Genomic DNA, 26,935 nt, shown 5'->3' on the forward strand with positions numbered 1-26,935 from the left:
TAAGAAAGCCACACAAGCAGTGGCACTGATTCGAATTCTCGACTAAAGGGGCTGTTTCGTTTGGGTAGACGCCGAGGCATTATGTCAGATGAGTTCAAATACGAGCTGGCGAAGGATCTTGGATTTTATGATACCGTCAAAAATGGAGGCTGGGGAGAGATTCGTGCGCGTGACGCAGGTAATATGGTCAAACGTGCCATTGAATTAGCTCAACAGCACATGGCTCAGGATGAGAATCAACGATAGAAAAACGGTCAGGGATACCTCGGGTGTCTCTGGCTTTTTTTGATGAAAAAGTCAGTGTGCTCGGCGTAAAAGCCTATATTCATCAGATCCATCAAATGTGATACAATATTGATACTTATGTTTAGATGGAGAAGTAGGTGAAATGTTTGCGTATTTTAGAAAAAGCACCGGCAAAAATTAATCTCTCACTTGATGTTCATGGAAAAAGACCGGATGGATATCACGAAGTGGAGATGGTGATGACAACAATAGACCTTGCAGATCGACTAGAGCTGACGGAGCTGGACAAGGATGAAATCCGTGTATCATCTCATAATCGATTCGTGCCAGATGATCAGCGTAATTTGGCTTATCAGGCGGCTAAATTACTCAAAACAAGGTTCGGTATTCAAAAAGGTGTATCAATTGTCATCACAAAAGCAATTCCAGTCGCAGCAGGTTTAGCTGGGGGCAGCAGTGATGCGGCAGCAGCTCTTCGCGGCTTAAATCGTTTGTGGAAATTAAACCTCACGTTAGATGAACTAGCTGATCTTGGAGCGGAGATCGGCTCAGATGTGTCTTTTTGTGTACACGGAGGCACAGCACTAGCGACAGGACGTGGAGAAAAGCTGAAGCATATTGCGACACCGCCGCATTGCTGGGTGATTTTAGCGAAGCCGGTGATTGGGGTATCTACAGCTGAAGTCTATAGACAATATGACGCAAGCAAAGTAGAACACCCAAATGTAAAGCGTATGATTGAAGCGATTGAAGCGAAAGATTATAAAGAGATGTGCGGCTCACTCGGCAACGTTCTAGAGTCTGTGACATTAAAGATGTACCCAGAAGTAGATATGATCAAAAGACAGATGAAGCGTTTCGGTGCTGACGCTGTTTTAATGAGTGGAAGCGGCCCTACAGTATTTGGCTTGATTCAATATGAATCGAAGGTACAAAGAATATATAACGGACTGAGAGGATTTTGTGATCAAGTATACGCTGTCCGCATGATCGGCGAACAAAATGCCCTTGATTAAATCCGTATATTAAGTTATATTTATCATAAATTATTCGGGTTCTGGGGGTAAGTTCATGAAGTTTCGTCGAAGCGGCAGATTGGTGGACTTAACAAATTATTTGTTAGCCCACCCGCACGTACTAGTACCGTTAACTTTTTTTGCAGAAAGATATCAATCTGCGAAGTCCTCCATTAGTGAAGACTTAACGATTATCAAACAGACCTTCGAACAGCAGGGAATAGGCACATTGCTTACTGTACCTGGTGCTGCTGGCGGAGTGAAATATATTCCAAAGATTCACCTAAAAGAAGCAGACGACGTAGTAAACGATATCGGAGAGGCTCTATCGACTCCTGAACGTGTACTTCCTGGCGGTTATTTATATTTAACCGATGTTTTAGGTAATCCATCAATTCTTGCGAAAATCGGTAAGCTGTTTGCGACCATCTTTGCAGACCGTGCGATTGATGTCGTCATGACCGTTGCGACAAAGGGTATTCCAATTGCCTATTCTGTTGCGGGTTATTTAAATGTGCCTGTTGTGATCGTTAGAAAAGATAATAAGGTAACCGAAGGATCAACTGTAAGTATTAACTACGCGTCAGGTTCGTCTAACCGAATTCAAACCATGTCACTTGCAAAGCGGAGTTTAGATAAAGGATCCAATGTCCTAATCATTGATGACTTTATGAAAGCGGGCGGAACCATTAACGGCATGATGAATTTGCTTGAGGAATTTAATGCAAATGTTGCAGGGATCGGTGTTCTTTTAGAAGATGAAGGCGTAAATGAACGTCTCGTTGATGAATATGTATCGCTTTTAAAGCTTTCAACCATTGATATGAAGCAGAAGATCATTGAGATCAATGAAGGTAATTTCCACGAGTTTTTTCATTCGAAAGCTTAAGCTTTGATCAAACATGTAGTTGAATGGGAGAGATTGATATGACAAAAGTTGTTCAAACCAAACATGCACCAGCAGCCATTGGACCTTACTCTCAAGGGATTATTGTCAATAACATGTTTTACAGCTCAGGGCAGATTCCATTAACGCCAGCTGGAGACTTTGTAAATGGAGATATTAAAGAACAAACACATCAAGTGTTCCGTAATCTTAAGGCCGTACTTGAAGCAGCAGGTGCTTCCTTTGAGACAGTCGTGAAAGCAACAGTTTTTATCAAAGATATGGAACAATTCGCAGAAGTAAATGAAGTGTACGGTGAGTATTTCCATACACATAAGCCAGCTCGTTCATGTGTGGAAGTAGCAAGACTTCCTAAGGATGCACTCGTAGAAATTGAAGTGATTGCATTAGTAAAGTAAACAGGCAGTCTCAACGAAAGCCGTTTGGTTTCATCATATGCAGGAAAAGACATCATCATGATGTCTTTTTTTCACGCAGAGAATGTAAGCATCGTCACCAAAATGACAAATAATGTATAAATATCCCGATATTTCAAAAAAAGTTTAAAAAAAGAGCAGGAGAATCACCACAATCGTTGAATACCTAAGTAATGCTTTTATATTGGGAAAAGGTGGTGAACTACTGTGGAAGTTACTGACGTAAGATTACGCCGCGTGAATACCGATGGTCGCATGAGGGCGATTGCATCCATCACGCTGGACCACGAATTTGTTGTTCATGATATTCGTGTGATTGATGGAAACAATGGGTTGTTTGTGGCAATGCCTAGCAAACGCACGCCTGATGGAGAGTTTCGCGATATTGCACACCCAATTAATTCAGGTACTCGGGGTAAAATCCAAGATGCTGTATTAAATGAATATCATCGCTTAGGCGAAGAGGAAGAAACAATTGAATATGAAGAAGCTGGAGCTTCTTAATCATATGTGAATCCAAAAAGACAGCTTTAAGAGAAAATGGAATGTTTTCTTTTAAATGCTGTCTTTTTTGCGTTTTTTCTCTTGTTTCTTATGTCTTTCAACCATTAGAAAATTATTGCACTTCCTCTTGTATCCTTGAAATCAGTCCTTATTTAGGATATATTTTTCTATGGATAATAGGGATATTGGAGGCCAATCAATGGATAAGCGGTTCGCAGTGATTTTAGCAGCGGGAAAAGGAACGAGAATGAAGTCAAAGCTATACAAAGTACTTCATCCAGTTTGCGGAAAGCCAATGGTCGAGCATGTGGCAGATGAAGCGTTAAAGCTTTCTTTAGCCAAGCTAGTGACGATCGTCGGTCATGGAGCAGAGAACGTCAAAGAGCAGCTTGGAGACAGAAGTGAGTATGCACTTCAAGAAGAACAGCTGGGAACAGCACATGCCGTCAAACAAGCAAAGTCGTTCCTTGCGCAGGAAAAGGGAACAACCATTGTCATTTGTGGTGATACGCCATTATTGACAGCGGAAACAATGGAAGCTATGTTGAGCGAGCATCAAAAACATCAAGCGAAAGTCACTATTTTAACAGCACATGCGGATGACCCGACAGGTTATGGTCGTATTATTCGTGACGAAACCGGTGCTGTCGTGAAAATTGTGGAGCATAAAGATGCGAATGATGCGGAACGTCAAGTGAATGAAATTAATACAGGGACCTATTGTTTTTCAAATGAAGATCTCTTCCGTGTGATTGAGCAAGTATCGAATGAAAATGCACAGGGTGAATACTATTTGCCAGACGTCATTGAAATTTTAAAGAATGAAGGGCAAACGGTTGCAGCATATCAAACACCGCATTTTGAAGAAACACTTGGAGTCAATGATCGTATCGCTCTATCACAAGCAGAGCAATTCATGAAGCGACGTATTAATCATCAGCATATGAAGAATGGTGTGACCTTGATTGATCCTGAGAACACGTATATTTCACCAGATGCTGTCATCGGTGAAGATACAATCATTTATCCTGGGACGGTCATCAAAGGGAATGTGAAAATCGGTGCAGACGCTACTATTGGGCCAAACACTGAAATTGTTGACAGCATCGTCGGAGATCGCACAGTGATTAAGCAATCTGTCGTCTGCGATAGTGAGGTTGGAGTCGATGTGACAATTGGGCCGTTTGCTCATATTCGCCCGTTGTCGAAAATTGGCGATGAAGTGAAGATCGGGAATTTTGTCGAAATCAAGAAAACGGTTTTCGGTGACCGCAGCAAAGCATCTCATCTAAGCTATATTGGAGATGCAGAGGTCGGAACTGATGTAAACCTTGGCTGTGGATCTATTACAGTCAACTATGATGGGAAGAACAAATTCTTAACGAAGATTGAAGATGGCGCTTTTATTGGCTGTAATTCAAATCTCGTGGCACCAGTCACTGTCGGAAAAGGGGCATATGTTGCAGCTGGTTCAACGGTTACAGAAGATGTACCGCAGGATGCATTGTCTATTGCTAGAGCAAGACAAGTCAATAAAGAAGATTATGTGAAAAATATTCATAAAAAATAATCCAAATACCCGGAGGTTTACCATGTCTAATCGTTATGCTGATGCGAATTTAAAGATATTCTCTTTGAATTCAAACCCTGAACTTGCTAAAGAAATTGCCGATCGTATCGGAGTTGATGTAGGAAAGAGCTCTGTTAAACGCTTTAGTGACGGTGAAGTCCAAATCAATATTGAAGAAAGTATTCGCGGCTGTGATTGTTATGTCATTCAATCAACTAGTGCGCCAGTCAATGAGCACATTATGGAACTGCTCATTATGGTGGATGCACTAAAACGCGCTTCTGCGAAAACGGTCAATATTGTGATCCCTTATTACGGATATGCACGTCAAGATCGTAAGGCAAAACCTCGTGAGCCAATCACTGCGAAGCTTTTTGCGAACTTGCTTGAAACAGCAGGTGCTACTCGTGTCATTGCACTTGATCTTCATGCGCCGCAGATCCAAGGTTTCTTTGATATTCCAATCGATAACTTAATGGCTGTGCCAATCTTAACAAACTATTTCGAACAGAAAAATTTGAATGATATCGTCGTTGTGTCTCCAGACCACGGTGGTGTGACACGTGCGCGTAAAATGGCAGACCGCCTGAAAGCGCCAATCGCTATTATCGACAAACGTCGTCCGAAGCCAAATGTTGCTGAAGTGATGAACATCATTGGTAACATTGAAGGCAAAACGGCGATTCTCATCGATGATATCATTGATACGGCTGGTACCATTACACTTGCTGCAAATGCACTTGTGGAAAATGGAGCGGCTGAAGTATATGCTTGCTGTACTCACCCAGTATTGTCTGGACCAGCAGTAGAACGTATCACAAATTCTAAAATAAAAGAATTGGTTGTGACAAACAGTATTCACTTAACAGATGACAAGAAAGTTGAAAAATTCATTCCGCTTTCAGTTGGGCCTTTGCTAGCAGAAGCCATCATCCGTGTACATGAAGAAGAATCTGTGAGCTACCTTTTTAGCTAATTTTCTGATTAAAAAAGGCCCTAGGCATCAGCTTGGGGTCTTTTTGCTGTCATCATTCAGAGCAAATAGGTTTAAAATGATTCACTTATGGGTAATTATGAGAGTAGTGACAAAAATGAAATAGGATGGTGCTGAATATGGCAACTTTAAAAGCAAATAAAAGAACTGATTTCAAACGTTCCACACTGCAAAAAATCCGTCATTCAGGACACGTTCCTGGTGTCATATACGGAAAAAATACAGACAACCTGGCTGTTTCACTAGACAGCATCGATTTATTAAAGACCTTACGTGATGAAGGAAAGAATACAATCATCACATTAGACGTGAACGGTGAAACAAAATCCGTGATGGTCACAGAATTACAAACAGATCCGCTGAAAAATGAGCTTGTCCATGCAGATTTCCAAGTGGTCGACTTACAGCGTGAAATTGAAGCAGATGTACCTGTCCAGCTGATTGGCGAATCTAAAGGGGTAAAAGATGGCGGTGTGCTTCAGCAGCCACTATTTGAACTATCCATTACAGCGAAACCAAAAGATATCCCGCAGCATATTGAAGCAGATATTACAAACTTAGAAGTAAATGATGTCCTAACAGTCGCTGATTTGTCTGTTCAGTCATCATATCAAGTGAATAACGATCCAGAAGAAGTCGTTGCATCCATTTTGCCGCCTCAGCAATCAGAGGTTCCTGAGCCAGATAGCGAAGACGAACCAAAAGAACCTGAGGCCATTAAAGAAAAGGATAACGATGGAGAATAACTGGTCATTTAGAGACGTAACCCTCCCGCGGTTGCGTCTTTTGTGCTAGAATGAAAAGAATTCATACGTTATTACATGGGGCAATCCTATTGGCTCATTTTTTAGGCGTGTGCTTTGTGACAAAGGAGGTTATTGGTTTCATGATTGCATTCGTTGGATTAGGTAATCCAGGAAAAGAATATGAAAAAACAAGACATAATGTCGGGTTTATGACAATAGATGAATTATCGAAAAAATGGGACATCCCCTTAAATCAATCAAAATTCCATGGACAATTTGGAACAGGGTTTGTTTCAGGGCAAAAGGTTCTACTTGTAAAGCCGCTTACATATATGAACTTATCAGGAGAATGCGTGCGTCCGCTAATGGATTACTATGATATTCCACTTGAACATTTGAAAGTCATCTATGATGATCTTGATTTGCCAACTGGGCGGATTCGTTTGCGTACAAAAGGAAGTGCAGGCGGGCATAATGGAATCAAATCGTTGATTCAGCATTTAGGGTCACCTGAGTTTGACCGATTCCGTATCGGCATTGGACGTCCTCAAAATGGCATGAAGGTCGTCGATTACGTGCTAGGACGCTTTTCTGAAGAGGAGCAGCCTGACATTGCATCAGCCATTCAGGCGTCTGTCGAAGCTTGCGAGGCGGCTTTAACAAAGCCATTTTTAGAAGTGATGAATGATTTTAACAAGAAGGTATAAGAATGATAAGCAAAGCACATACTGATTATAAAATCTCAGCATGGGAGGATCACGTATGGCTTTGCATTATTACTGCCGGCATTGTGGTGTAAAGGTTGGCAGTCTAGATGAATCCGCTGTTCAAAGTGAAGCACTTGGATTTCATCACTTAACAAATGAGGAAAGAAACGATATGATTTCTTATAGGGAAAATGGTGATCTACATGTACAAACCATTTGTGAGGATTGCCAAGAGGCGCTCGAAAGAAATCCTGATTACCATCAGTATCATACCTTTATTCAATAAAAAGCTTTGGTGTAGATAATAGACCAAAGCGTTTTTCTGTTTTAAACAAGCAGGGAGGAGGAGCCAAATGAAAAATATACAATCATTTATCAAACAAAGTGATGATTTTCAGTCCATTTTTAATGGGCTAAAGGAAGGGTTAAAAGAACAGCTGCTCGCCGGACTATCAGGCTCCGTCAGATCTTTATTTACAGCCGCTATATCAGACGAACTTAAGCGGCCGATGTTTATTGTGACTCACAACTTGTATCAAGCGCAGAAGGTAACAGATGATCTTGCCAGTGTGATTTCAGATCGCTCGGTCCTTCTTTATCCTGTTAATGAACTCATTGCTTCAGAAATTGCCGTTGCCAGCCCTGAGCTCAGAGCACAGCGTCTAGATGTTCTGAACCGGCTGGCGAATGGAGAAAACCCCATTATCGTCACACCGGCTGCAGCGGTGCGCAGAATGCTTCCGCCAGTTGAGCTCTGGAAGGAGAGTCAGATCCATTTAAAGCTCGGTGAAGAAATTGATTTGGAGGCGTTTTCAAAACAACTTGTACAAATCGGTTATGACCGGACGTCGATGGTTGCTGCGCCCGGAGATTTTAGTGTGCGCGGAGGAATCATTGATATTTATTCGTTAACGGAAGATCATCCGATCCGTATTGAGCTGTTTGATACAGAAGTAGACTCGATTCGAACGTTCCACTCAGATACACAGCGTTCATTAGAAACACTTCAAGAGATTAAAATCGGTCCCGCAAAAGAGCTGATTGTGAGAGGTCCTGAACGAGTGAGAGCCATTGAACAGCTTGATCAAGGACTTGCGAAGAGCTTAAAGAAATTTAACTCAGACCAGCAAAAAGAACTGCTTCATCAACATATTTCTGCTGATCGAGAGAAGCTGCTAGAAGGTATCGTGACACAGGAAATGACGAAGTACCTGTCCTATTTCTATGAAAAGCCTGCTAGTTTGCTAGATTACACATCACAGGATACGATTATTATTTTAGATGAAATTAGCAGAATTCAGGAGATGGAAGAACAGCTTGAACAGGAAGAAGCTGATTGGACAATTAGCCTGCTTGAAGAAGGCAATATCCTTCATGATTTATCCCTTTCTTTCCCGTTCCAACAACTGATCAATCAGCAATCGCGGTCTATTCTGTACTACTCCTTGTTCCTGAGACATGTCCAGCAGACAAATCCGCAAAATATCGTCAATGTATCTAGTAAGCAAATGCAGAATTTCCACGGGCAGATGAATGTGCTTGCGAGTGAAATTGAACGCTACAAAAAACAACAATATACAGTTGTCTTCTTAGGTGCGGATGAAGAGCGGACAGATAAACTATCTTCTGTCTTACATGATTATGACATTGAAGCCGCTCTTGCCAAGCCGGACGCCGAGCTTGTAAGCGGACAGGTGTATATTTTACAAGGTGAGCTGCAAACAGGCTTTGAACTGCCGTTATCGAAAATTGCCGTGATCACAGAAGGCGAGCTCTTCAAGAAACGTGTGAAGAAGCAGGCACGTAAGCAAAAGCTGACCAATGCAGAGCGAATTAAGAGCTATTCAGAGCTTCAAGTCGGCGATTATGTGGTGCACATTAACCACGGGATCGGTAAGTATTTAGGAATTGAAACGCTTGAAATCGGCGGCATTCATAAAGATTATTTAAATATTCATTATCAAGGAAGCGACAAGCTTTATGTACCGGTTGAACAAATTGATCAGGTGCAGAAGTATGTCGGATCAGAAGGTAAAGAACCAAAGCTGTACAAACTAGGCGGCAGCGATTGGAAACGTGTGAAGAAAAAAGTGGAAACATCTGTACAGGACATCGCAGATGATCTCATTAAGCTGTATGCGGAACGTGAGGCAAGCAAAGGGTATGCCTTCTCGCCTGATCATGAGATGCAGCGCCAGTTTGAATCAGCGTTCCCTTACCAGGAAACAGATGATCAAATCCGTTCGATTCACGAAATCAAACAAGACATGGAGCGGGAGCGTCCAATGGACCGCCTGCTTTGTGGAGATGTGGGATATGGAAAAACAGAAGTGGCGATTCGAGCGGCCTTCAAAGCCATTGCTGACGGAAAACAGGTTGCTCTGCTTGTACCGACAACCATCTTAGCGCAGCAGCATTTTGACACGATTATGGACCGATTCCAAGACTACCCTGTCAAAATCGCTCAGCTGAGCCGTTTCCGTACAAGAAAAGAAACAACCGAAACGTTAAAAGGGCTGAAAAACGGAACGATTGATATGGTCATCGGCACACACCGTTTGCTTTCTAAAGATATTGTCTATAAAGACTTAGGTTTGTTGATCATTGACGAAGAGCAGCGTTTTGGTGTGACGCATAAAGAGAAAATTAAACAGATGAAAGCCAATATCGATGTACTGACATTAACGGCTACGCCAATTCCGCGTACGCTGCATATGTCTATGCTTGGCGTACGGGATTTATCGGTTATTGAGACACCGCCTGAAAACCGTTTCCCTGTTCAAACCTATGTGGTTGAGTACAATGGCGCTTTAGTCAGAGAAGCGATTGAGCGAGAACTAGCACGCGGCGGTCAAGTGTACTTTCTTTACAACCGTGTTGAAGATATTGAACGCAAAGCAGATGAAATCTCCATGCTAGTCCAAGACGCGAAAGTCAGCTATGCACATGGGAAAATGAGTGAGAACGAGCTGGAATCAGTGATGATCAATTTCCTTGAAGGTGAATCAGATGTATTGGTCAGTACCACCATCATTGAAACGGGAGTCGACATTCCAAATGTGAACACGCTCATCGTCCACGATGCGGATAAAATGGGGCTTTCTCAGCTGTACCAGCTAAGAGGACGAGTAGGACGTTCGAATCGTGTCGCATATGCTTATTTCACGTATCGAAAAGATAAAGTTCTGTCTGAAGTAGCAGAGAAGAGACTTCAAGCTATTAAAGAATTCACAGAGCTCGGATCAGGATTTAAAATTGCGATGCGTGATTTAACGATTCGAGGAGCAGGAAATTTACTTGGTGCACAGCAGCATGGATTCATTGATTCTGTTGGATTCGACCTCTATTCTCAAATGCTGAAAGAAGCCATTGAGGAAAGAAGAGGCGATACAACGGCTCAAGATAAATTCGAACCGGAAATCGATCTGCAAATCGATGCCTACATCCCGGACACTTACATTGCGGATGGGAAGCAAAAGATCGAGATGTATAAACAGTTCAGAGCGATTGGATCAATCGAAGAGCGAAAAGAGCTTCAAGATGAAATGATCGACCGATTTGGTGAATATCCGCAAGAAGTGGCGGACTTGTTCACGATTGCGACGATGAAAGTATACGCAGTGCAGGAACGTGTCGAACTGATCAAGATGGAGAAAGGCATTGTCAGGCTTACTCTTGAAGAGCAAGCAAGCAGTGAAATCGACGGTCAAAAATTATTTGCGCTCAGCAGTAAATATGGTCGTGATATAGGCTTGGGAATGGAAGGCAGCAAGCTGATTATTTCTGTTCAAACGAAAGGCAAGAAGACTGAGGAATGGCTTGAGATCGTTCTGAATATGCTTCGAGGCCTTCAAGAAGTGAAAAAAGAAACCATTCCATCTTCATAAAATTTTGTTTGTCTCTCGTGTATATTACATTTGATGTGACGGATACTAAACTCAGGGTCAAGTGGTGAATGTTGCATAAAGTGGACGCTTTTGTTCCATTCACCCAACACATCATCAAACGAAAGAGAGGCAGCAGTGAATGAAAGCAACTGGAATTGTACGCCGCATCGATGATCTAGGTAGAGTGGTTATTCCGAAGGAGATTCGCAGAACATTGCGCATCCGGGAAGGAGATCCGCTTGAGATTTTCGTCGACCGCGATGGAGAAGTGATTTTGAAGAAATATTCGCCGATTAGTGAGCTAGGAGACTTTGCGAAGGAATATGCTGATGCATTATTCGACAGTTTGGGTCATTCCATCCTGATCTGTGATCGAGATACGTATATTGCTGTATCCGGCAGTTCGAAAAAAGAGTACTTAAACAAATCCATCAGTGATTTACTTGAACGAACAATGGACCAGCGTAATTCTGTATTAGAAGAAAGCAAAAAAGAAATTCAACTTGTCGATGGTATTGATGATGACGTATCTGCTTATACCATTGCACCTATTGTTGCAAACGGAGATCCTATTGGCGCCGTCGTCTTATTTTCTAAAGAGCGTTCAATGGGAGAAGTGGAGCATAAAGCGGCAGAAACGGCAGCTGGCTTCTTAGCCCGTCAAATGGAACATTAGGTCTAATAATTCTATATCATATAGATAAAACGAAAGAATGCCGATGAAATCATTTGATTTTGTCGGCGTTTTTTATATGGGATGAAACAAAACGAGGAATGTGCCGTCTACTCCTTAGAAAGAAACGGCTTTTCATTCACGTATGATATAATGAGTGCGTTTAACTGTAGATCTATTTTTAAAGGAGTCATCCATGAAAAATGCTGTGAATCAGCCGCATTGGCTTTTCCAGGGTGCGGTGATTTTGACCATCGCAGGCTTGTTATCAAAGGTTCTAAGTGCCGTTTATCGTGTTCCATTCCAGAACATCGTAGGAGACACAGGGTTTTATATTTATCAGCAAGTGTATCCCTTCCTTGGCATTGCCATCATGCTCGGCACCACAGGGTTTCCTGTCATGGTGTCCAAGCTTCTGAGTGAGCATGGGGAAGAGAATCGAAGGATCATTACAAGGGTATCCTTGGTCTATATCACTTTACTGAGCTTGGTCTTATTTCTTTGTCTTTACATAGGAGCAGGCAGAATTGCGAGCCTTATGGCGGACAGTCAATTAATCCTGCTCATCCAAATGAGTGCTTTCGTGTTTTTATTTCTTCCGCTTACCGTGATGCTGAGGGGAGTTTTTCAGAGTGACGGTATGATGCTTCCAACGGCTATTTCTCAATTGGTGGAGCAGCTCATCAGGGTAGGCGTCCTGCTTGTTTTATCCTTCTATTTCGTGAGGCGCGGCTATTCGCTTTATGAAACAGGGGCGGGTGCGGTCTTCTCCTCCATAGCGGGGAGTGCGGCCTCGCTTATACTACTTCTTTTTCTTTGGCTGACATACCGAAAACAGTCTGCTGCAAGTATGACAAGCAAACAGGCGACACTTCGGAAAAAGGATGTTTTGAAGAGTTTGGTGCTGTATACATTCACGATTTGTGTCAGCGGACTGCTCATTTTATGGATGCAAATGGTTGATGCCTTTCATCTGTATGCGTTGCTGCGCAGTGAGGGTCTGAGTGAAGCCGCGGCAAAGGCGGCAAAAGGTGTGTATGACCGAGGACAGCCGTTCTTACAGCTAGGGACGGTGTTTGCCATTAGCATCGGAACCTCTCTTGTGCCATTTTTATCGGCGGCTATGAGGAATGGAGAGCATGAAGCGATAAGGCAAAAAGTGCGTACATCGTTTAAGACCACGTCGGTTTTAGGGATTGGTTCAGCAGTTGGGCTGATTTGTATTCTAGCGTCAGTCAATACCATGCTTTTTCGTAATGACTTAGGCACCGATGCGCTGCAAATATTCTGTATTTCCATCGCATTTACATCGATTGCGATTACGCAAGCATCTTTACTTCAAGGGCTCGGGCATACTGTGTATCCAGCTGTTGTGGTGATTCTCAGTGTGCTGGTGAAATGGATACTAACGCTTGCACTTGTCCCGCTATTTGGCATCTACGGTGCCGCATGGTCAACCGTATGTGGTTTTCTCGCTGCGGCTCTGCTCAATGCCGTTTATTTGAGGCATAAAGGATGGATTTCTTTGAGAGAGCTGTTCCCAGTGAAAATTCTTTTATCGGCTGCTTTCATGGCCATTGTCTTAATAGGGTATCAGGCACTGTTTTCTTGGGTCATTCCCTTTGAAAAACGTCCTTTTTTCGTTTTAGAGAGCCTGACGTCAGTTTTTATTGGTGGTTTCGCCTTTTTATATAGTATTCTTAAGCTAGAAGTATTTACGGACGAGGAATGGAGACTCATTCCATTAGGAGAAAAGATTTTATATTTTAAACAGATGAGAGGGAATCGAAATGGCAGGTAAGATTACCGTCGTCGGTCTCGGGGCAGGCGACATGGATCAGCTGACGCTCGGTGTATACAAGCAGCTGAAGCAGGCGAAAGAAGTATTTATGAGAACGCAGGATCATCCGCTTACCGCAGAGTTGATGCAGGAGGTCTCATCGCTGACCTTTTTTGATGAAATTTATGAAAAGCACGATCAGTTTGATTCGGTATATCAGGAAATCACTGAAATTTTATTTACAGAGGCTGCGGAACAGGAGATTGTGTACGCAGTACCAGGTCACCCATTTGTCGCAGAAAAGACTGTCCAGCTATTAGTTTCTCAGCAGCACGAACGCGGGATTGATGTGTCTGTTGCTGGTGGACAAAGCTTTTTGGATGCGACGTTTAACTCCTTGCAGATTGACCCAATCGAGGGATTACAATTCGTTGATGCAGGAGATATGAGAGCGGACGATCTGAAATTGACCCAGCATGTCCTCATTTGTCAGGTATATGATCAGCTGACCGCTTCGAATGTGAAACTCACGCTGATGGAAAAGCTTCCTGACGATTATGAAGTCTATATTGTGACTGCGGCTGGAAGCAGTCAGGAACAGATTACTGCCGTTCCTTTATTTGAACTTGATCGAGATGTGTCGATAAATAACTTAACGAGTGTTTATGTACCTCCGATTCAAGATGAAAAGCTGCTTTATCAACAATTTGACACTTTCCGTGACGTCATACGTACATTAAGAGGTCCGGGCGGCTGTCCATGGGATCAAAAACAAACCAATGAGTCACTTAAACCATATTTAATTGAAGAATGCTATGAACTGCTTGAAGCGATCGATGAAGATGATCCAGACCATATGGTGGAAGAGCTCGGAGATGTGCTGCTGCAGGTGTTACTTCACGCCCAAATTGGTGAAGATGACGGCTTTTTCTCAATTGATGACGTCATCCAGCATGTCACAGAAAAAATGATTCGTAGACATCCCCATGTGTTTGGTGACACAAATGTTTCTGAAGCAGCAGATGTGGTCGCCAACTGGGAAAAAATCAAGCAGCAGGAGAAGCCGGAGCGGGCAGCCTCCATTTTGCAATCCATCCCGGCGGCGCTTCCAGCACTAACAAAGGCATATAAGCTCCAAAAGAAAGCCGCCAAAGTAGGCTTTGATTGGACAGATGTGAAAGATATTTGGAACAAATACGAAGAAGAGAAGCAGGAATTTCTCGTTGAAGTGGCAGAGAAGCCGGACGAAAGTGCAACGAAGCAGATGAAAGATGAATTTGGAGATCTTTTGTTTGTTCTCGTCAACATTGGAAGGTTCTATCAGCTAGAGCCTGAAACGGCACTCGCTTCCGCCAACACAAAATTCATGCGTCGCTTTCAGCATATCGAACAAAAAGCAAAGGACATGGGACGTTCATTAGAGGACTTAACGCTAGAGGAAATGGACGATCTATGGAACGATGCCAAACGTATAGAAAGAGGTGAGCATACATGAGACTAGATAAATTTTTAAAAGTGTCCCGTTTAATTAAAAGAAGAACATTGGCAAAAGAAGTAGCTGATCAAGGCAGAATTTCTATTAACGGCACACAGGCGAAAGCCAGCTCTGACGTGAAAGAAGGAGACGAGCTTCAAATCCGTTTTGGTCAAAAAATTGTGACGGTTCAAGTCAACGAGTTAAAGGACACGACGAAAAAAGAAGAAGCCGCTGGCATGTATACTGTGCTAAAAGAAGAAAAAACAGCAGAATAGGGCTTGTTCTAAATGATCCTCCTGTCACATACAATGCAGTAACAATGCAAGTATGAGATATGGGGGATGTATAAATGAATCAATATTATAATCAACCTCAAGGCACGAAGCTGTCATCAGAAGCGGAGCACAATATCACAATGCGAAACAGAAAGCATTTAGATATTACCGGCGTCAAACAGGTGGAAAGCTTTGATAATGAAGAATTTCTGCTTGAGACAGTCATGGGGATTCTCGCTATCCGTGGAGAAAATCTGCAAATGAAAAACCTAGACGTCGAAAAAGGTGTTGTGTCGATTAAAGGACGTGTCTTTGACTTAATTTATGTAGATGAGCAGCACGGGGAGAAAGCTAAAGGGTTTTTTAGCAAGCTGTTTAAATGACGCTGACAGTCCAGTTTTATACGATGCTTTCGATGGTAGCGATGGGCATCTGGCTGGGCGCATCGCTTGATACGTACAAGCTGTTTGTGAATCGGGAAAAGACAGCAAAATGGCTTTTGGTCATACACGATCTCCTTTTTTGGCTGGTACAGGGCCTCTTATTCTTTTATGTCCTGCTGCTGACAAATGAGGGAGAATTCAGGCTTTATATCTTTCTAGCCGTTGCACTAGGTTTCTCGATGTATCAGGCATTGATGAAACAGCTGTATATGAACATTCTCAAGTTTATGATGATGTGTGTGTATCAGACCGCTCTCGTCCTTAAACGGCTGGTCATGTCCATCGTATTCCAGCCAATCCGCTGGCTGCTGACATTGATTATAAGTGCTATTATGTTCTTGCTCCACTTGCTCTTACGTCTTGTTCATTTTACGTTTCGGCTCGTGTGGAAGGTGCTGTCCATTGTTTGTTATCCGCTCATCTGGTTACTTAATGTGACCATTATTCATCGGATTCCCGAAAAATGGCGAACATCAATGAGATTGTTTTTCTCTAAAGGAGCAGGAATTTTACAAGGGACCAAGAAATTATCTGGTACCATCAAAACGAAATGGAAACAATTCTGGACAAAGTAAGAGAGGAGGCCTTCAACCTTGAACAAGAGAAAAAGAAATATCGCACAAATTCAAAATGATTACCAAAAACAAATGGAACAGCAAGCACAGCGCTTAAAACGCAAACGCCGTGGACTCCTTAGAAGGCTTACCGTGTTTGGTGTGATTGTGCTCATGTTTGCTGTCTTGGTGACAAGTGCCCTCTGGTCGCAATCGTCCTCATTAAAGGAAAAAGAAGAGAAGAAGGTTGCGCTTGAAAAAGAATTGAAGCAATTACAAACAAAGCAGGAAGATATTTCTGATGAAATTAAAAAGCTGAAAAGCAAAGAATACGTACTCGAACTGGCACGACGAGACTATTATATGTCCAAAAAAGGCGAAAAAATCTTTGATGTGGGCAATAAGAGCGATTAGCCTTGTTGACACTTAAAATTCAGTTTATGTATAATTGAACAAATGAGATTTTTTTATAAGTCTAAGGAGGAGCACTTTTTTTATGTCGATTGAAGTTGGCAGCAAGTTACAAGGGAAAGTTACGGGCATTACAAATTTTGGAGCTTTTGTGGAGTTGCCAGGCGGTTCAACTGGTCTCGTTCATATCAGTGAGGTAGCCGATAACTATGTAAAAGATATTAATGAGCATTTAAAAGTCGGTGAACAAGTTGAAGTGAAAGTGATTAACGTTGAAAAAGACGGTAAAATCGGCTTGTCCATTAAAAAAGCAAAAGATCGTCCTCAACAACAACAATCAAGACCGAGCAGAAATGATTTCCGTCCGAAGGAATCGTTTGAGCAAAAAATGAACAAATTCTTAAAAGATAGTGAAGACCGCTTAACATCTTTAAAACGTAACACGGAATCAAAACGTGGGGGACGCGGAGCAAGAAGAGGTTAACTTGTTGCTGCTTTCTATATATCTTTCACAACAAAGCACCTGCTGTCCGCAGGTGCTTTTTTTCTTGATCCATACGACATTTTTTGAGATTTCGTCATTTAATTTAAAACTTTCTATTGACGGACAAGCGATTCCTTTGTATTATAGATCTTGTGCTTCTTAGCGCATTTTTATTATGGCGGTGTAGCTCAGCTGGCTAGAGCGTACGGTTCATACCCGTGAGGTCGGGGGTTCGATCCCCTCCGCCGCTATCCTTTTTAGTAGAACATAAAAGCAAGGCCCGTTGGTCAAGCGGTTAAGACACCGCCCTTTCACGGCGGTAACACGGGTTCGAATCCCGTACGGGTCATCTTCAAAACAGCTTTCTTTAGGAAGGCTGTTTTTTTGTGTCTTCGTAAAATTCTGATGAAAGACATCGACTTTCATGAAAGTATGCCTCTTTGACGAATAAAGCGTCGAACGTTTTATGGAAACGACAACTTCTTTTGACAAAATTTCTTTTTCACCTTCGCTATAATGACAAGCAACGAATATCAGGTGGGGGATGAAAAGATGGAAAAACTAGAAAGAAGAACTGATTTAACAGGAGCGGGGTTTGAAAGAATCAGTGCAGGGTTAAAAAAGATGAAAAACCTGTTTCTTCATCACACGCATTCTCTTTTTTTCTATAAAGGGTTTATTTATGTTGTTCTTGGTTTTTTATTAGGACGAGCCTTTATTTTATCTGAAATTATGCCGTTTGCTCTGCCTTTCTTTGGCTCCATGCTGCTTATCAAAAGAGATAAGGCCATGCTTGCTTGTCTCGCTTTACTCGCTGGAGCCATGACGATATCACCTCAAAACGCATTGTTTGTGTTTGCGTCGTTAATCGTGTTTCTCCTTATGTCCAAGGTGGTTTCTTTCATCATCAAAGACCCAGTGAAAACATTGCCGGTTGTCATTGTGCTGTCGATGCTGATCACCCGAGGAGCATTTGTTTACCTAGAGCAAGGTGCTGTGCAAAGCTACGATTACGTCATGGCGGGTGTTGAAGCAGGACTTGCCTTCATTTTGACACTGATTTTCCTTCAAAGCCTGCCGATTTTTACAGTCAGGAAAATCAAACACTCCTTAAAGGTTGAAGAAATTATTTGCTTTATGATTTTAATTGCCTCAGTTTTAACAGGTCTGGCTGGCATCACATTTCAAGGGATGCAGGCAGAGCATATTTTGTCACGTTATGTAGTGCTGAGCTTTGCTTTTATTGGAGGAGCCAGTATTGGTTGTACGGTGGGTGTCGTGACAGGATTAATTCTCGGTCTCGCTAACATCGGAAACCTTTATCAGATGAGTCTTCTTGCCTTTTCAGGCTTATTAGGGGGACTGCTGAAAGAGGGGAAGAAAGCAGGCGCAGCCATTGGCTTAATTGTGGGTTCCTTACTTATTTCCCTATACGGAGAAGGATCAGCAGGTCTCGTGACCACGCTGTATGAATCACTTATTGCAGTTGCGCTCTTCTTACTCACGCCACAATCAGTGACCTCTAAGGTAGCGAAATATATTCCTGGTACGGTAGAGCATGTACAGGAACAGCAGCAATACGCCCGGAAAGTACGAGATGTGACAGCAAAAAAGGTAGACCAATTTTCTAATGTATTTCATGCGCTGTCTGAGAGTTTTGCGACATTTTACGAATCCATTCCTGAAGAAAAGAAGCAGGAAGAGGATGTAGATCTTTTTTTAAGTACGATCACAGAACGATCCTGTCAAACGTGCTATAAGAAAAATAAATGCTGGGTGCAGAACTTTGATACAACCTATGAACTGATGAAACAAGTTATGCATGAATCTGATGAAAAAACCTACGAGCATAACCGGAAATTGAAGAAGAAATTTAGCCAGCACTGCTCAAAATCAAAACATGTCGAGGAATTGATTGAAGAGGAGATCGCTTACTATAAAGCCAACCAGACCCTGAAGAAAAAGGTCCAAGACAGCAGACGACTTGTAGCCGAACAGCTGATGGGGGTCTCACAAGTGATGGAGGATTTTTCCCGGGAAATAAAACGAGAAAGAGAACAGCATTTTATTCAAGAAGAGCAGATGATAGAAGCACTTCAGCACTTTGGGATTGAAATTCAGCAAGTAGAAATTTATAGCTTGGAGCAGGGGAATGTCGATATTGAAATGAGAATCCCATATTGCCAAGGACATGGTGAATGTGAAAAAATCATCGCTCCCATGCTCTCAGATATTTTAGAAGAACAGATTTTAGTCAAAGCAGAGCAGTGTGCAGAGCACCCAACAGGCTATTGCCACGTTGTATTTGGCTCTGCAAAATCATATCGAGTGGCTACAGGCGTAGCGCATGCAGCGAAAGGCGGAGGGTTAGTGTCTGGGGATAGCTACAGCATGATGGAGCTGGGTGCGGGCAAATATGCCGCAGCTATTAGTGATGGAATGGGCAATGGAGCAAGGGCTCATTTTGAAAGCAATGAAACGATTAAGCTGTTAGAAAAAATATTGGCGTCAGGTATCAATGAAAAAGTGGCAATCAAAACCATTAATAGTATTTTATCTTTACGAACGACGGATGAAATCTATTCTACATTAGATTTATCAATTATTGATTTACAGGATGCGAGCTGTAAGTTCCTCAAGATTGGTTCAACACCCAGCTTTATTAAACGAGGTGAACAGGTGATGAAGGTACAAGCGAGCAACTTACCGATTGGGATTATTGATGAATTTGAAGTGGAGGTAGTGAGTGAACAGATGAAGGCAGGAGATCTGCTGATTATGATGAGTGATGGCATTTTTGAAGGACCAAAGCATATTGAAAATCATGATCTGTGGGTGAAGCGCAAAATGAAAAGCTTTAAAACAGAAGATCCGCAAGAGATTGCTGATTTATTAATGGAAGAGGTCATTCGAACAAGAGCGGGTCAAATTGACGACGATATGACGGTTGTTGTCATCAGGCTTGATCACAACACACCAAAATGGGCATCCATTCCGACTGGTACATTCTATCTTGAGAAACAAGAGATTTCTTAAAATATCGTATAATATGAATTTCTTCTGGCGATGATGGGGATATAAAGCATTCAGTTACGATCCCAGGAGGAATGAAGATGCGAAAAGGTCACGTAAACCAAATCTTATTGATTACAGATGGCTGCTCAAATCACGGGGAAGATCCACTTGCGATTGCCTCATTGGCAAAGGAACAAGGGATTACAGTCAATGTCATTGGCATTATGGAGGAAAACAGACACGATCATGAAGCGATGAAAGAAGTCGAGGGGATTGCCCTCGCAGGCGGAGGCATCCATCAGGTTGTCTACGTCCAGCAGTTATCTCAAACGGTACAAATGGTCACAAAAAAAGCGATGACACAAACCTTACAAGGTGTTGTGAATAAAGAATTGCAGCAAATACTTGGCAAAGACACTGAAATTGAAGAGCTTCCGCCTGATAAGCGTGGGGAAGTGATGGAAGTAGTCGATGAGTTAGGAGAGACGGTTCATCTTCAAGTACTTGTGCTTGTTGATACAAGTGCAAGTATGAAACCGAAGCTGCCGACCGTTAAAGAAGCACTCATCGATCTCTCTATTAGTTTAAATTCAAGAATTGGTGAAAATCAGTTTGGGATGTGTATATTTCCCGGGAAAAACTCAGATGCTGAAATTGTGTTGAATTGGACGCCTCGATTCGATTCGTTATCATCTATTTTCCCGAAACTGACCACGGGAGGAATTACTCCAACTGGACCAGCGCTTCGAGAAGCACTCCAGCATTTCAAATCAGTTCGTTCGCGTAAAGGGCTGCTTGAAGCAAAGGAAGAGCATGATAATGAATTCGGCTTCTAACATTCCGTTAGGCACGGTGATTCAAGGGAAATGGCATCACAATCATTACCGCATTGTAAAAGAGCTGGGAAAAGGGGCGAACGGTATTGTCTATCTAGCCGAATCGCAAAATGGTCAAGTAGCCCTTAAAGTGAGTGATGACAGTATGCTCATTGCATCTGAAGTCAATGTATTAAAATCCTTTTCTAAGGCTCCTGTGAAAACCATGGGGCCTTCTTTTTATGATATGGATGATGCGATTTATCCCGGTATGCTTCAAAAGCGTTCCTTTTATGTGATGGAGTATGTCAGAGGCCCGTTACTGCTTGAATTTGTAAAACAAAAAGGTGATGAGTGGATCGTCGTTTTAATGGTTCAGCTTTTATCTAACCTGGCTCATTTACATCAGGAAGGCTGGATTTTTGGTGACTTGAAGCCAGACAATCTCATCGTGTCAGGTCCCCCAGCCGCGATCCGGTGCATTGATGTAGGGGGAACGACAAAAGCAGGCAGGGCAATCAAGGAGTATACAGAGTTTTTTGATCGAGGCTATTGGGGATTCGGCACAAGAAAGGCAGAGCCATCCTATGATCTGTTTGCCTTAAGTATGGTGATGGTGAATTGTGCGTATAAGAAAGAATTCAAAAAAGGAGCAGAACCGGAAAAGCAGCTTTACAGAGCGATTGAAGGACATCCTTTATTAAAGCGTTATGAAAGGGTGTTAAAGGCTGCTCTACAAGGTAAATATCAATCAGCGGCGGCTATGAAGAGTGCGATGCTGAAAGAAGGACAGCTGATCGCTTCAAGAAAAGCGAGTCAAAAGAAGCAGCAGCAAAAAAACGGGCAAAAGCCCGCTGTTCAACAAAATCAACAGGTGACTTCACGATCGAGAGTTGCAGCAGCAAAAAGAACACCAGTACGCAAAAAATCAGGCGGGCTTTTTGAAACTGTTCTGATCGTGTGCAGTGTACTTGCTCTTTACTGTGCATATGTAGTTTTGTTCCTGCTATAGACCTGTAAAAAAGCAGGCTTCATCTTTGCTTGGAGCTACTGAAAGTGATAGGATATGTATATCTTTAAATTACCTGCTCTTTGTGAGGAGGAAGTTGTGAATAGAATTGAATCATTTTTGAAAAAACATGATGTTTACCTTGAAAATACGACAGTCATTGTCGGGGTTTCTGGCGGACCAGATTCCATGCTTTTACTGCACGAACTAAACAAACGTCGAAAAGGTTCCTATCAGCTGATTGCAGCCCATGTAGATCACATGTTCAGAGGAGAAGAATCCTTTGCTGATTTGGCATTTGTTGAGGCTTACTGCAAGGAGCAAGAGATTCCTTTTGAATCGGCCCGCATACAGGTCACCCAATATGCAAAAGAAAACCGCTTAAACAAACAGGCAGCTGCAAGGGAGTGCAGATATGCTTTCTTTCGTCAATTGATGGAGCAATACAACGCTCAATTTATAGCGCTTGCACATCATGGAGACGACCAAGTAGAAACAATGATGATGAGGCTTGCGAGAGGGACTGTTGGAATAGGACTCGCCGGTATCCAAGCAAAACGTCCTTTTCAAGATGGATGGCTGATTCGGCCGCTCATTGGATATTCCAAGGACGACGTGCTGACAGCTTGTGAAAAAGAACATATTCCCTATGTCATTGATCAAAGCAATCACACTGATGACTACTTGAGAAACCGGATAAGAAGACACATTCTTCCCGTGTTAAAAGAAGAGGCACCTCATGTACATGAAAGCTTTCAGTTTGTAAGTGACATGCTGACTGAGGATGAGCAATATTTGCAGGCATTAACAAAGGAACAAATGAACCAAGTGATAACGAATCAATCGCCTAAGCAAATTAAGATCAAAACGAAGCCTTTGCTTGACCTGCCTTTGCCTTTACAAAGAAGAGGCATTCAACTAATATTAAACTATCTTTATGAAAACACTCAATCAGCGTTTTCAAACCAGCATATTCTAGGGACTTTGGACTGGTTATCTCATACCGAACAACCGTCTGGATCATTAGATTTGCCAAAAGGTTTACAAGCTGTCAAGTCTTATGATTACTGTATGTTTACCTTTGAACGATCGCTTGTACTAGACCAGTCTTATGCTCTTCACTTAAAGGGTGAGCTTGGAGAGGAGCTTTTCCTTCCGAATGGGCAGTCTATCGTGGTATCAAATCATGTTCCGAAGGATGCACGGAACGGAAACCATTTTTTCTTGCTTCAAAAAGATCATGTTCGTCTCCCTTTGATCATTCGCTCACGAAAAAATGGTGATCGAATCAAACTTAAAGGGATGAATGGATCAAAAAAGGTGAAGGATATATTTATTGATAAAAAAGTGCCTCTTGCAGAAAGAGACAGCTGGCCGATCGTCACTGACTCGGATCATCAAATCATCTGGATCCCAGGTCTGAAAAAATCCGTTTTTGAAGAAATTGATATGACAAACAGCGATCTCATTGTATTACAATATAGACAGCATGAAAATTTGTAGGGGGCAAGCAAAAGCATGAAACAAGATATTGAAAAGGTTTTGATCTCAGAAGAAGAGATCCAGCAAAAAGTGAAGGAACTGGGTGCAACATTAACCAGCGATTATGATGGTAAATTTCCCCTGGCTATTGGTGTTTTGAAAGGGGCTCTTCCATTCATGGCAGACCTGATCAAACACATTGATACATATTTAGAACTTGATTTTATGGATGTATCTAGCTACGGAAAATCTACCGTATCTTCAGGAGAAGTAAAGATCATTAAAGATCTTGATACTTCTGTTGAAGGAAGAGATATTTTAATTATGGAAGATATCATCGACAGTGGGTTAACTTTGAGCTATCTGGTAGAGCTTTTCCGATACCGTAAAGCAAACTCCATAAAAATTGTGACATTGCTTGATAAACCAAGCGGTCGTAAAGCAGACATCAAAGCAGATTATGTTGGATTTGAAGTGCCAGATGCATTTGTTGTCGGCTATGGATTGGATTTCGCTGAACGTTACCGAAACCTCCCGTATATTGGAGTGTTAAAACCATCTGTTTACGAAGGCTAATCAGCATACGTATACATGAGGTTATTGGTTGTATTGGAATGATTTTCTATGATACTATTGAACATAGTTGTGCTTACTGTGGGAGGAGGTAAGGAATGAATCGGGTTTTTCGTAATACGATTTTTTATATACTTATTTTATTACTTGTGATAGGGGTAGTCAGTTGGTTAGGATCCCCTAATCAAAAGCCTGAGAACATGTCTTACAGCAAATTTTCGCAAAATCTAAGTGCGGGAAAAGTGGAGAGTATCTCCATTCAGCCTGTAAGAGGGGTTTATGAAATTCGTGGTCAATTAGATGGCGCGAAAAAAGATCAATACTTCATTACCCATGTTCCAGATGGTCAAGGTGTTGACCAGATTTACAGTGCACTGAAGAATACAGATGTAAAAGTAGAACCAGCACCTGAAACAAATGGATGGCTGCAAGTTCTGACAACCATCATTCCGTTTATCATCATCTTTATCCTGTTCTTCTTCTTATTGAACCAAGCTCAGGGCGGTGGAAGCCGTGTTATGAACTTTGGTAAGAGTAAGGCGAAGCTTTACACAGAAGAGAAGAAACGTGTGAAATTTAAAGATGTTGCCGGTGCAGATGAAGAAAAGCAAGAGCTTGTAGAAGTGGTTGAATTCCTAAAGGACCCACGTAAATTTGCGGAGCTTGGCGCAAGAATACCTAAAGGGGTTTTACTAGTAGGGCCTCCAGGTACAGGTAAAACTTTGCTTGCGAGAGCATCTGCAGGAGAAGCAGGCGTTCCTTTCTTCAGCATCAGTGGTTCTGACTTCGTCGAGATGTTCGTCGGTGTCGGTGCATCACGTGTACGTGATTTATTCGAAAATGCGAAAAAGAATGCACCTTGCTTAATCTTTATTGATGAGATTGATGCAGTGGGTCGTCAGCGTGGAGCCGGTCTTGGCGGTGGTCATGACGAGCGTGAACAAACGCTTAACCAGCTTCTTGTTGAAATGGATGGTTTTAGTGCGAACGAAGGTATTATTATCATTGCTGCGACGAACCGTGCAGATATCCTAGATCCTGCATTGCTGCGTCCGGGACGTTTTGACCGTCAAATTACGGTTGACCGACCAGATGTCATTGGCCGTGAAGAAGTACTGAAGGTTCATGCGAAAAACAAACCGCTTGATGATACAGTCAACTTGAAAGCCATTGCAAGCAGAACACCTGGGTTCTCTGGAGCAGATCTTGAGAACTTACTAAACGAAGCAGCGCTAGTTGCTGCCCGTCATAACAAAAAGAAAATCGATATGCGTGATATCGACGAAGCGACTGACCGTGTCATCGCTGGACCGGCGAAGAAAAGCCGCGTCATTTCGAAGAAAGAACGTAATATCGTGGCTTACCATGAAGCAGGTCATACTGTGATTGGACTTATCCTAGACGAAGCGGACATGGTGCATAAAGTAACGATCGTTCCTCGTGGTCAGGCAGGCGGATATGCGGTCATGCTTCCAAGAGAAGACCGTTATTTCCAAACGAAGCCAGAGCTTCTTGATAAAATTGTCGGCTTGCTCGGCGGTCGTGTTGCAGAGGAAATTACGTTTGGTGAAGTAAGCACAGGCGCTCACAACGACTTCCAGCGTGCAACAGGCATTGCAAGAAAAATGGTTACTGAGTTCGGTATGTCTGATAAGCTTGGTCCGCTTCAGTTCGGTCAAGCACAAGGTGGTCAAGTGTTCCTAGGCCGTGACTTTAACAACGAGCCGAATTATAGTGAAGCCATTGCTTACGAGATTGACCAAGAAATTCAGCGTTTCATCAAGGACAGCTACGAACGTGCGAAACAAATTCTTACTGAGAACAAAGATAAGCTAGAAATTATCGCACAAGCCCTTCTAGAAGTTGAAACATTAGATGCTGAGCAAATTAAATCTCTTTACGAAACTGGAAAGCTTCCAGAGCGTATATACGCAGATGACGAAGAGAAAAACGATGATGTGAAAGTGAACATCAAGAAAAAAGAAGAAGATGAGGAGATCTAATCTCCTTCTGTGAAAGCTGCCGGGATCACCGGCAGCTTTTTTTATTTCGATTCATGAATGGATCGGTTTCGAATTGTTTACAAATGGAACTCAATTCGTGTATGGTATGATAGAAAGTCGAAAAATGCTCTTTTTGAGAAACTATTCAAAGTGGTGATGAAGTTGTTACTCGTGATAGATGTAGGAAACACAAATACCGTTTTAGGTGTTTATCATAACGGCGATCTAAACTACCATTGGCGAATTGAAACAAGCCGTCATAAAACAGAAGACGAATTTGGTATGGCCATCAGGTCTTTATTTGATTATGTGGGGCTGATGTTTGATCAAATAGAAGGAATTATCATCTCGTCTGTTGTCCCGCCAATGATGTTTGCACTAGAAAGAATGTGCGAGAAGTACTTTCACTTAACACCCCAAATTGTAGGGCCTGGAATGAAGACGGGATTAAACATTATGTGTGACAATCCAAAGGAAGTCGGGGCTGATCGAATTGTGAATGCAGTAGCGGCGATTCACCTATATGGGGCACCTCTCATTGTTGTAGACTTTGGCACAGCGACAACCTACTGCTATATCAATGAACAAAAACAATACATGGGTGGGGCAATTGCACCTGGTATTACCATCTCAACAGAGGCTTTATATACAAGAGCGGCGAAGCTGCCGAGAATTGAAATTGTCCGTCCAGATCACATTGTTGGAAAAAACACCATTAGTGCGATGCAATCCGGCATCCTTTATGGATATGTTGGGCAAGTCGAGGGAATAGTGAAACGGATGAAGCAGCAAGCGAAACAAACACCGAAAGTCATTGCAACAGGCGGTTTGTCGACATTGATTGGAAATGAATCAGACTGCATTGATATTGTCGATCCGTTCTTAACATTAAAAGGACTTCAACTCATTTATGAGCGTAATCGTGTCGGTGTACTATAGGAGGTTTAA

General features: G+C 42.3%; 25 protein-coding genes, 2 tRNA genes and 1 pseudogene. All 28 read left to right on the forward strand.

Features of this window, described 5'->3' with window-relative positions:
• The first annotated feature begins 60 nt into the window (after nt 1-60).
• Nucleotides 61-246: a small, acid-soluble spore protein, alpha/beta type gene (locus GKC25_RS00295; protein WP_012008653.1), complete on the forward strand. Its 186-nt coding sequence runs from the start codon at nt 61-63 to the stop codon at nt 244-246.
• A gap of 146 nt (nt 247-392) precedes the next feature.
• On the forward strand, nt 393-1,262 hold the full coding sequence (gene ispE, locus GKC25_RS00300; RefSeq protein WP_034665703.1) for a 4-(cytidine 5'-diphospho)-2-C-methyl-D-erythritol kinase: 870 nt from the start codon (nt 393-395) through the stop codon (nt 1,260-1,262).
• 55 nt (nt 1,263-1,317) lie between these two features.
• Nucleotides 1,318-2,151, forward strand: a complete 834-nt coding sequence (purR, locus tag GKC25_RS00305) for a pur operon repressor (protein WP_034665706.1) — start codon at nt 1,318-1,320, stop codon at nt 2,149-2,151.
• A 38-nt stretch (nt 2,152-2,189) separates the two neighbouring features.
• A complete protein-coding gene (ridA, locus tag GKC25_RS00310; RefSeq protein ID WP_034665708.1) occupies nt 2,190-2,567 on the forward strand; it encodes a 2-iminobutanoate/2-iminopropanoate deaminase in 378 nt (125 codons plus the stop codon).
• 225 nt (nt 2,568-2,792) lie between these two features.
• Nucleotides 2,793-3,089 carry a septation regulator SpoVG gene (spoVG, locus tag GKC25_RS00315; protein ID WP_034324487.1) on the forward strand — a complete coding sequence of 99 codons (297 nt, stop codon included), beginning with the start codon at nt 2,793-2,795 and terminating at the stop codon, nt 3,087-3,089.
• A gap of 199 nt (nt 3,090-3,288) precedes the next feature.
• Nucleotides 3,289-4,659 (forward strand): bifunctional UDP-N-acetylglucosamine diphosphorylase/glucosamine-1-phosphate N-acetyltransferase GlmU, encoded by a 1,371-nt coding sequence (gene glmU, locus GKC25_RS00320; protein ID WP_034665711.1) that lies wholly within the window; start codon nt 3,289-3,291, stop codon nt 4,657-4,659.
• Nucleotides 4,660-4,681: 22 nt separating this feature from the next.
• A complete protein-coding gene (locus GKC25_RS00325; protein ID WP_034665714.1) occupies nt 4,682-5,635 on the forward strand; it encodes a ribose-phosphate diphosphokinase in 954 nt (317 codons plus the stop codon).
• Between the two features lie 137 nt (nt 5,636-5,772).
• Nucleotides 5,773-6,399 carry a 50S ribosomal protein L25/general stress protein Ctc gene (locus GKC25_RS00330; protein ID WP_034665719.1) on the forward strand — a complete coding sequence of 209 codons (627 nt, stop codon included), beginning with the start codon at nt 5,773-5,775 and terminating at the stop codon, nt 6,397-6,399.
• 140 nt (nt 6,400-6,539) lie between these two features.
• Nucleotides 6,540-7,106 carry an aminoacyl-tRNA hydrolase gene (gene pth, locus GKC25_RS00335; RefSeq protein WP_012008658.1) on the forward strand — a complete coding sequence of 189 codons (567 nt, stop codon included), beginning with the start codon at nt 6,540-6,542 and terminating at the stop codon, nt 7,104-7,106.
• 55 nt (nt 7,107-7,161) lie between these two features.
• Nucleotides 7,162-7,392 carry an anti-sigma-F factor Fin family protein gene (locus GKC25_RS00340; RefSeq protein WP_003217967.1) on the forward strand — a complete coding sequence of 77 codons (231 nt, stop codon included), beginning with the start codon at nt 7,162-7,164 and terminating at the stop codon, nt 7,390-7,392.
• Nucleotides 7,393-7,459: 67 nt separating this feature from the next.
• Nucleotides 7,460-10,993 (forward strand): transcription-repair coupling factor, encoded by a 3,534-nt coding sequence (gene mfd / locus GKC25_RS00345; protein ID WP_342689877.1) that lies wholly within the window; start codon nt 7,460-7,462, stop codon nt 10,991-10,993.
• 139 nt (nt 10,994-11,132) lie between these two features.
• Nucleotides 11,133-11,669: a stage V sporulation protein T gene (spoVT, locus tag GKC25_RS00350; protein ID WP_003217990.1), complete on the forward strand. Its 537-nt coding sequence runs from the start codon at nt 11,133-11,135 to the stop codon at nt 11,667-11,669.
• A 193-nt stretch (nt 11,670-11,862) separates the two neighbouring features.
• Complete coding sequence (locus GKC25_RS00355; RefSeq protein ID WP_034665727.1) at nt 11,863-13,467, forward strand: putative polysaccharide biosynthesis protein; 1,605 nt, start codon at nt 11,863-11,865, stop codon at nt 13,465-13,467.
• Nucleotides 13,457-14,941 carry a nucleoside triphosphate pyrophosphohydrolase gene (mazG, locus tag GKC25_RS00360; RefSeq protein WP_342689878.1) on the forward strand — a complete coding sequence of 495 codons (1,485 nt, stop codon included), beginning with the start codon at nt 13,457-13,459 and terminating at the stop codon, nt 14,939-14,941. The genes GKC25_RS00355 and mazG overlap by 11 nt, the downstream gene beginning before the upstream one ends.
• Nucleotides 14,938-15,198: an RNA-binding S4 domain-containing protein gene (locus tag GKC25_RS00365; RefSeq protein WP_008357417.1), complete on the forward strand. Its 261-nt coding sequence runs from the start codon at nt 14,938-14,940 to the stop codon at nt 15,196-15,198. Before mazG ends, GKC25_RS00365 begins: the two co-directional genes overlap by 4 nt.
• Nucleotides 15,199-15,272: 74 nt before the next feature.
• Complete coding sequence (gene yabP / locus GKC25_RS00370) at nt 15,273-15,581, forward strand: sporulation protein YabP (RefSeq protein WP_003217974.1); 309 nt, start codon at nt 15,273-15,275, stop codon at nt 15,579-15,581.
• The gene (yabQ, locus tag GKC25_RS00375; protein ID WP_060595359.1) at nt 15,578-16,216 is read left to right on the forward strand and encodes a spore cortex biosynthesis protein YabQ; all 639 of its coding nucleotides are present in this window, start codon (nt 15,578-15,580) and stop codon (nt 16,214-16,216) included. The genes yabP and yabQ overlap by 4 nt, the downstream gene beginning before the upstream one ends.
• A gap of 18 nt (nt 16,217-16,234) precedes the next feature.
• Nucleotides 16,235-16,609 carry an FtsB family cell division protein gene (locus tag GKC25_RS00380; protein ID WP_003217952.1) on the forward strand — a complete coding sequence of 125 codons (375 nt, stop codon included), beginning with the start codon at nt 16,235-16,237 and terminating at the stop codon, nt 16,607-16,609.
• 82 nt (nt 16,610-16,691) lie between these two features.
• Nucleotides 16,692-17,090 carry a S1 domain-containing RNA-binding protein gene (locus GKC25_RS00385; protein WP_003217901.1) on the forward strand — a complete coding sequence of 133 codons (399 nt, stop codon included), beginning with the start codon at nt 16,692-16,694 and terminating at the stop codon, nt 17,088-17,090.
• A gap of 177 nt (nt 17,091-17,267) precedes the next feature.
• Nucleotides 17,268-17,341: transfer RNA gene (locus GKC25_RS00390), tRNA-Met, on the forward strand.
• Nucleotides 17,342-17,367: 26 nt separating this feature from the next.
• Nucleotides 17,368-17,439, forward strand: a tRNA-Glu gene (locus GKC25_RS00395).
• A gap of 203 nt (nt 17,440-17,642) precedes the next feature.
• Nucleotides 17,643-20,126: a stage II sporulation protein E gene (gene spoIIE / locus GKC25_RS00400; protein ID WP_095286202.1), complete on the forward strand. Its 2,484-nt coding sequence runs from the start codon at nt 17,643-17,645 to the stop codon at nt 20,124-20,126.
• Between the two features lie 77 nt (nt 20,127-20,203).
• Nucleotides 20,204-20,941: a vWA domain-containing protein gene (locus tag GKC25_RS00405; protein ID WP_034665741.1), complete on the forward strand. Its 738-nt coding sequence runs from the start codon at nt 20,204-20,206 to the stop codon at nt 20,939-20,941.
• Complete coding sequence (locus GKC25_RS00410) at nt 20,925-21,932, forward strand: protein kinase domain-containing protein (protein WP_095286203.1); 1,008 nt, start codon at nt 20,925-20,927, stop codon at nt 21,930-21,932. The genes GKC25_RS00405 and GKC25_RS00410 overlap by 17 nt, the downstream gene beginning before the upstream one ends.
• Before the next feature lie 96 nt (nt 21,933-22,028).
• Nucleotides 22,029-23,451: pseudogene (gene tilS, locus GKC25_RS00415) on the forward strand (tRNA lysidine(34) synthetase TilS).
• Entirely contained in the window at nt 23,448-23,987 is a 540-nt protein-coding gene (gene hpt / locus GKC25_RS00420; RefSeq protein ID WP_003217950.1) for a hypoxanthine phosphoribosyltransferase, read from the forward strand. The pseudogene tilS and the gene hpt overlap by 4 nt, the downstream one beginning before the upstream one ends.
• Nucleotides 23,988-24,082: 95 nt before the next feature.
• Nucleotides 24,083-25,987, forward strand: a complete 1,905-nt coding sequence (gene ftsH, locus GKC25_RS00425) for an ATP-dependent zinc metalloprotease FtsH (RefSeq protein WP_034665747.1) — start codon at nt 24,083-24,085, stop codon at nt 25,985-25,987.
• A gap of 162 nt (nt 25,988-26,149) precedes the next feature.
• Nucleotides 26,150-26,926 carry a type III pantothenate kinase gene (locus GKC25_RS00430; RefSeq protein WP_060595364.1) on the forward strand — a complete coding sequence of 259 codons (777 nt, stop codon included), beginning with the start codon at nt 26,150-26,152 and terminating at the stop codon, nt 26,924-26,926.
• The last annotated feature ends 9 nt before the right edge of the window (nt 26,927-26,935 follow it).

It is taken from the genome of Bacillus pumilus (assembly GCF_038738535.1).
Taxonomy (GTDB): domain Bacteria; phylum Bacillota; class Bacilli; order Bacillales; family Bacillaceae; genus Bacillus.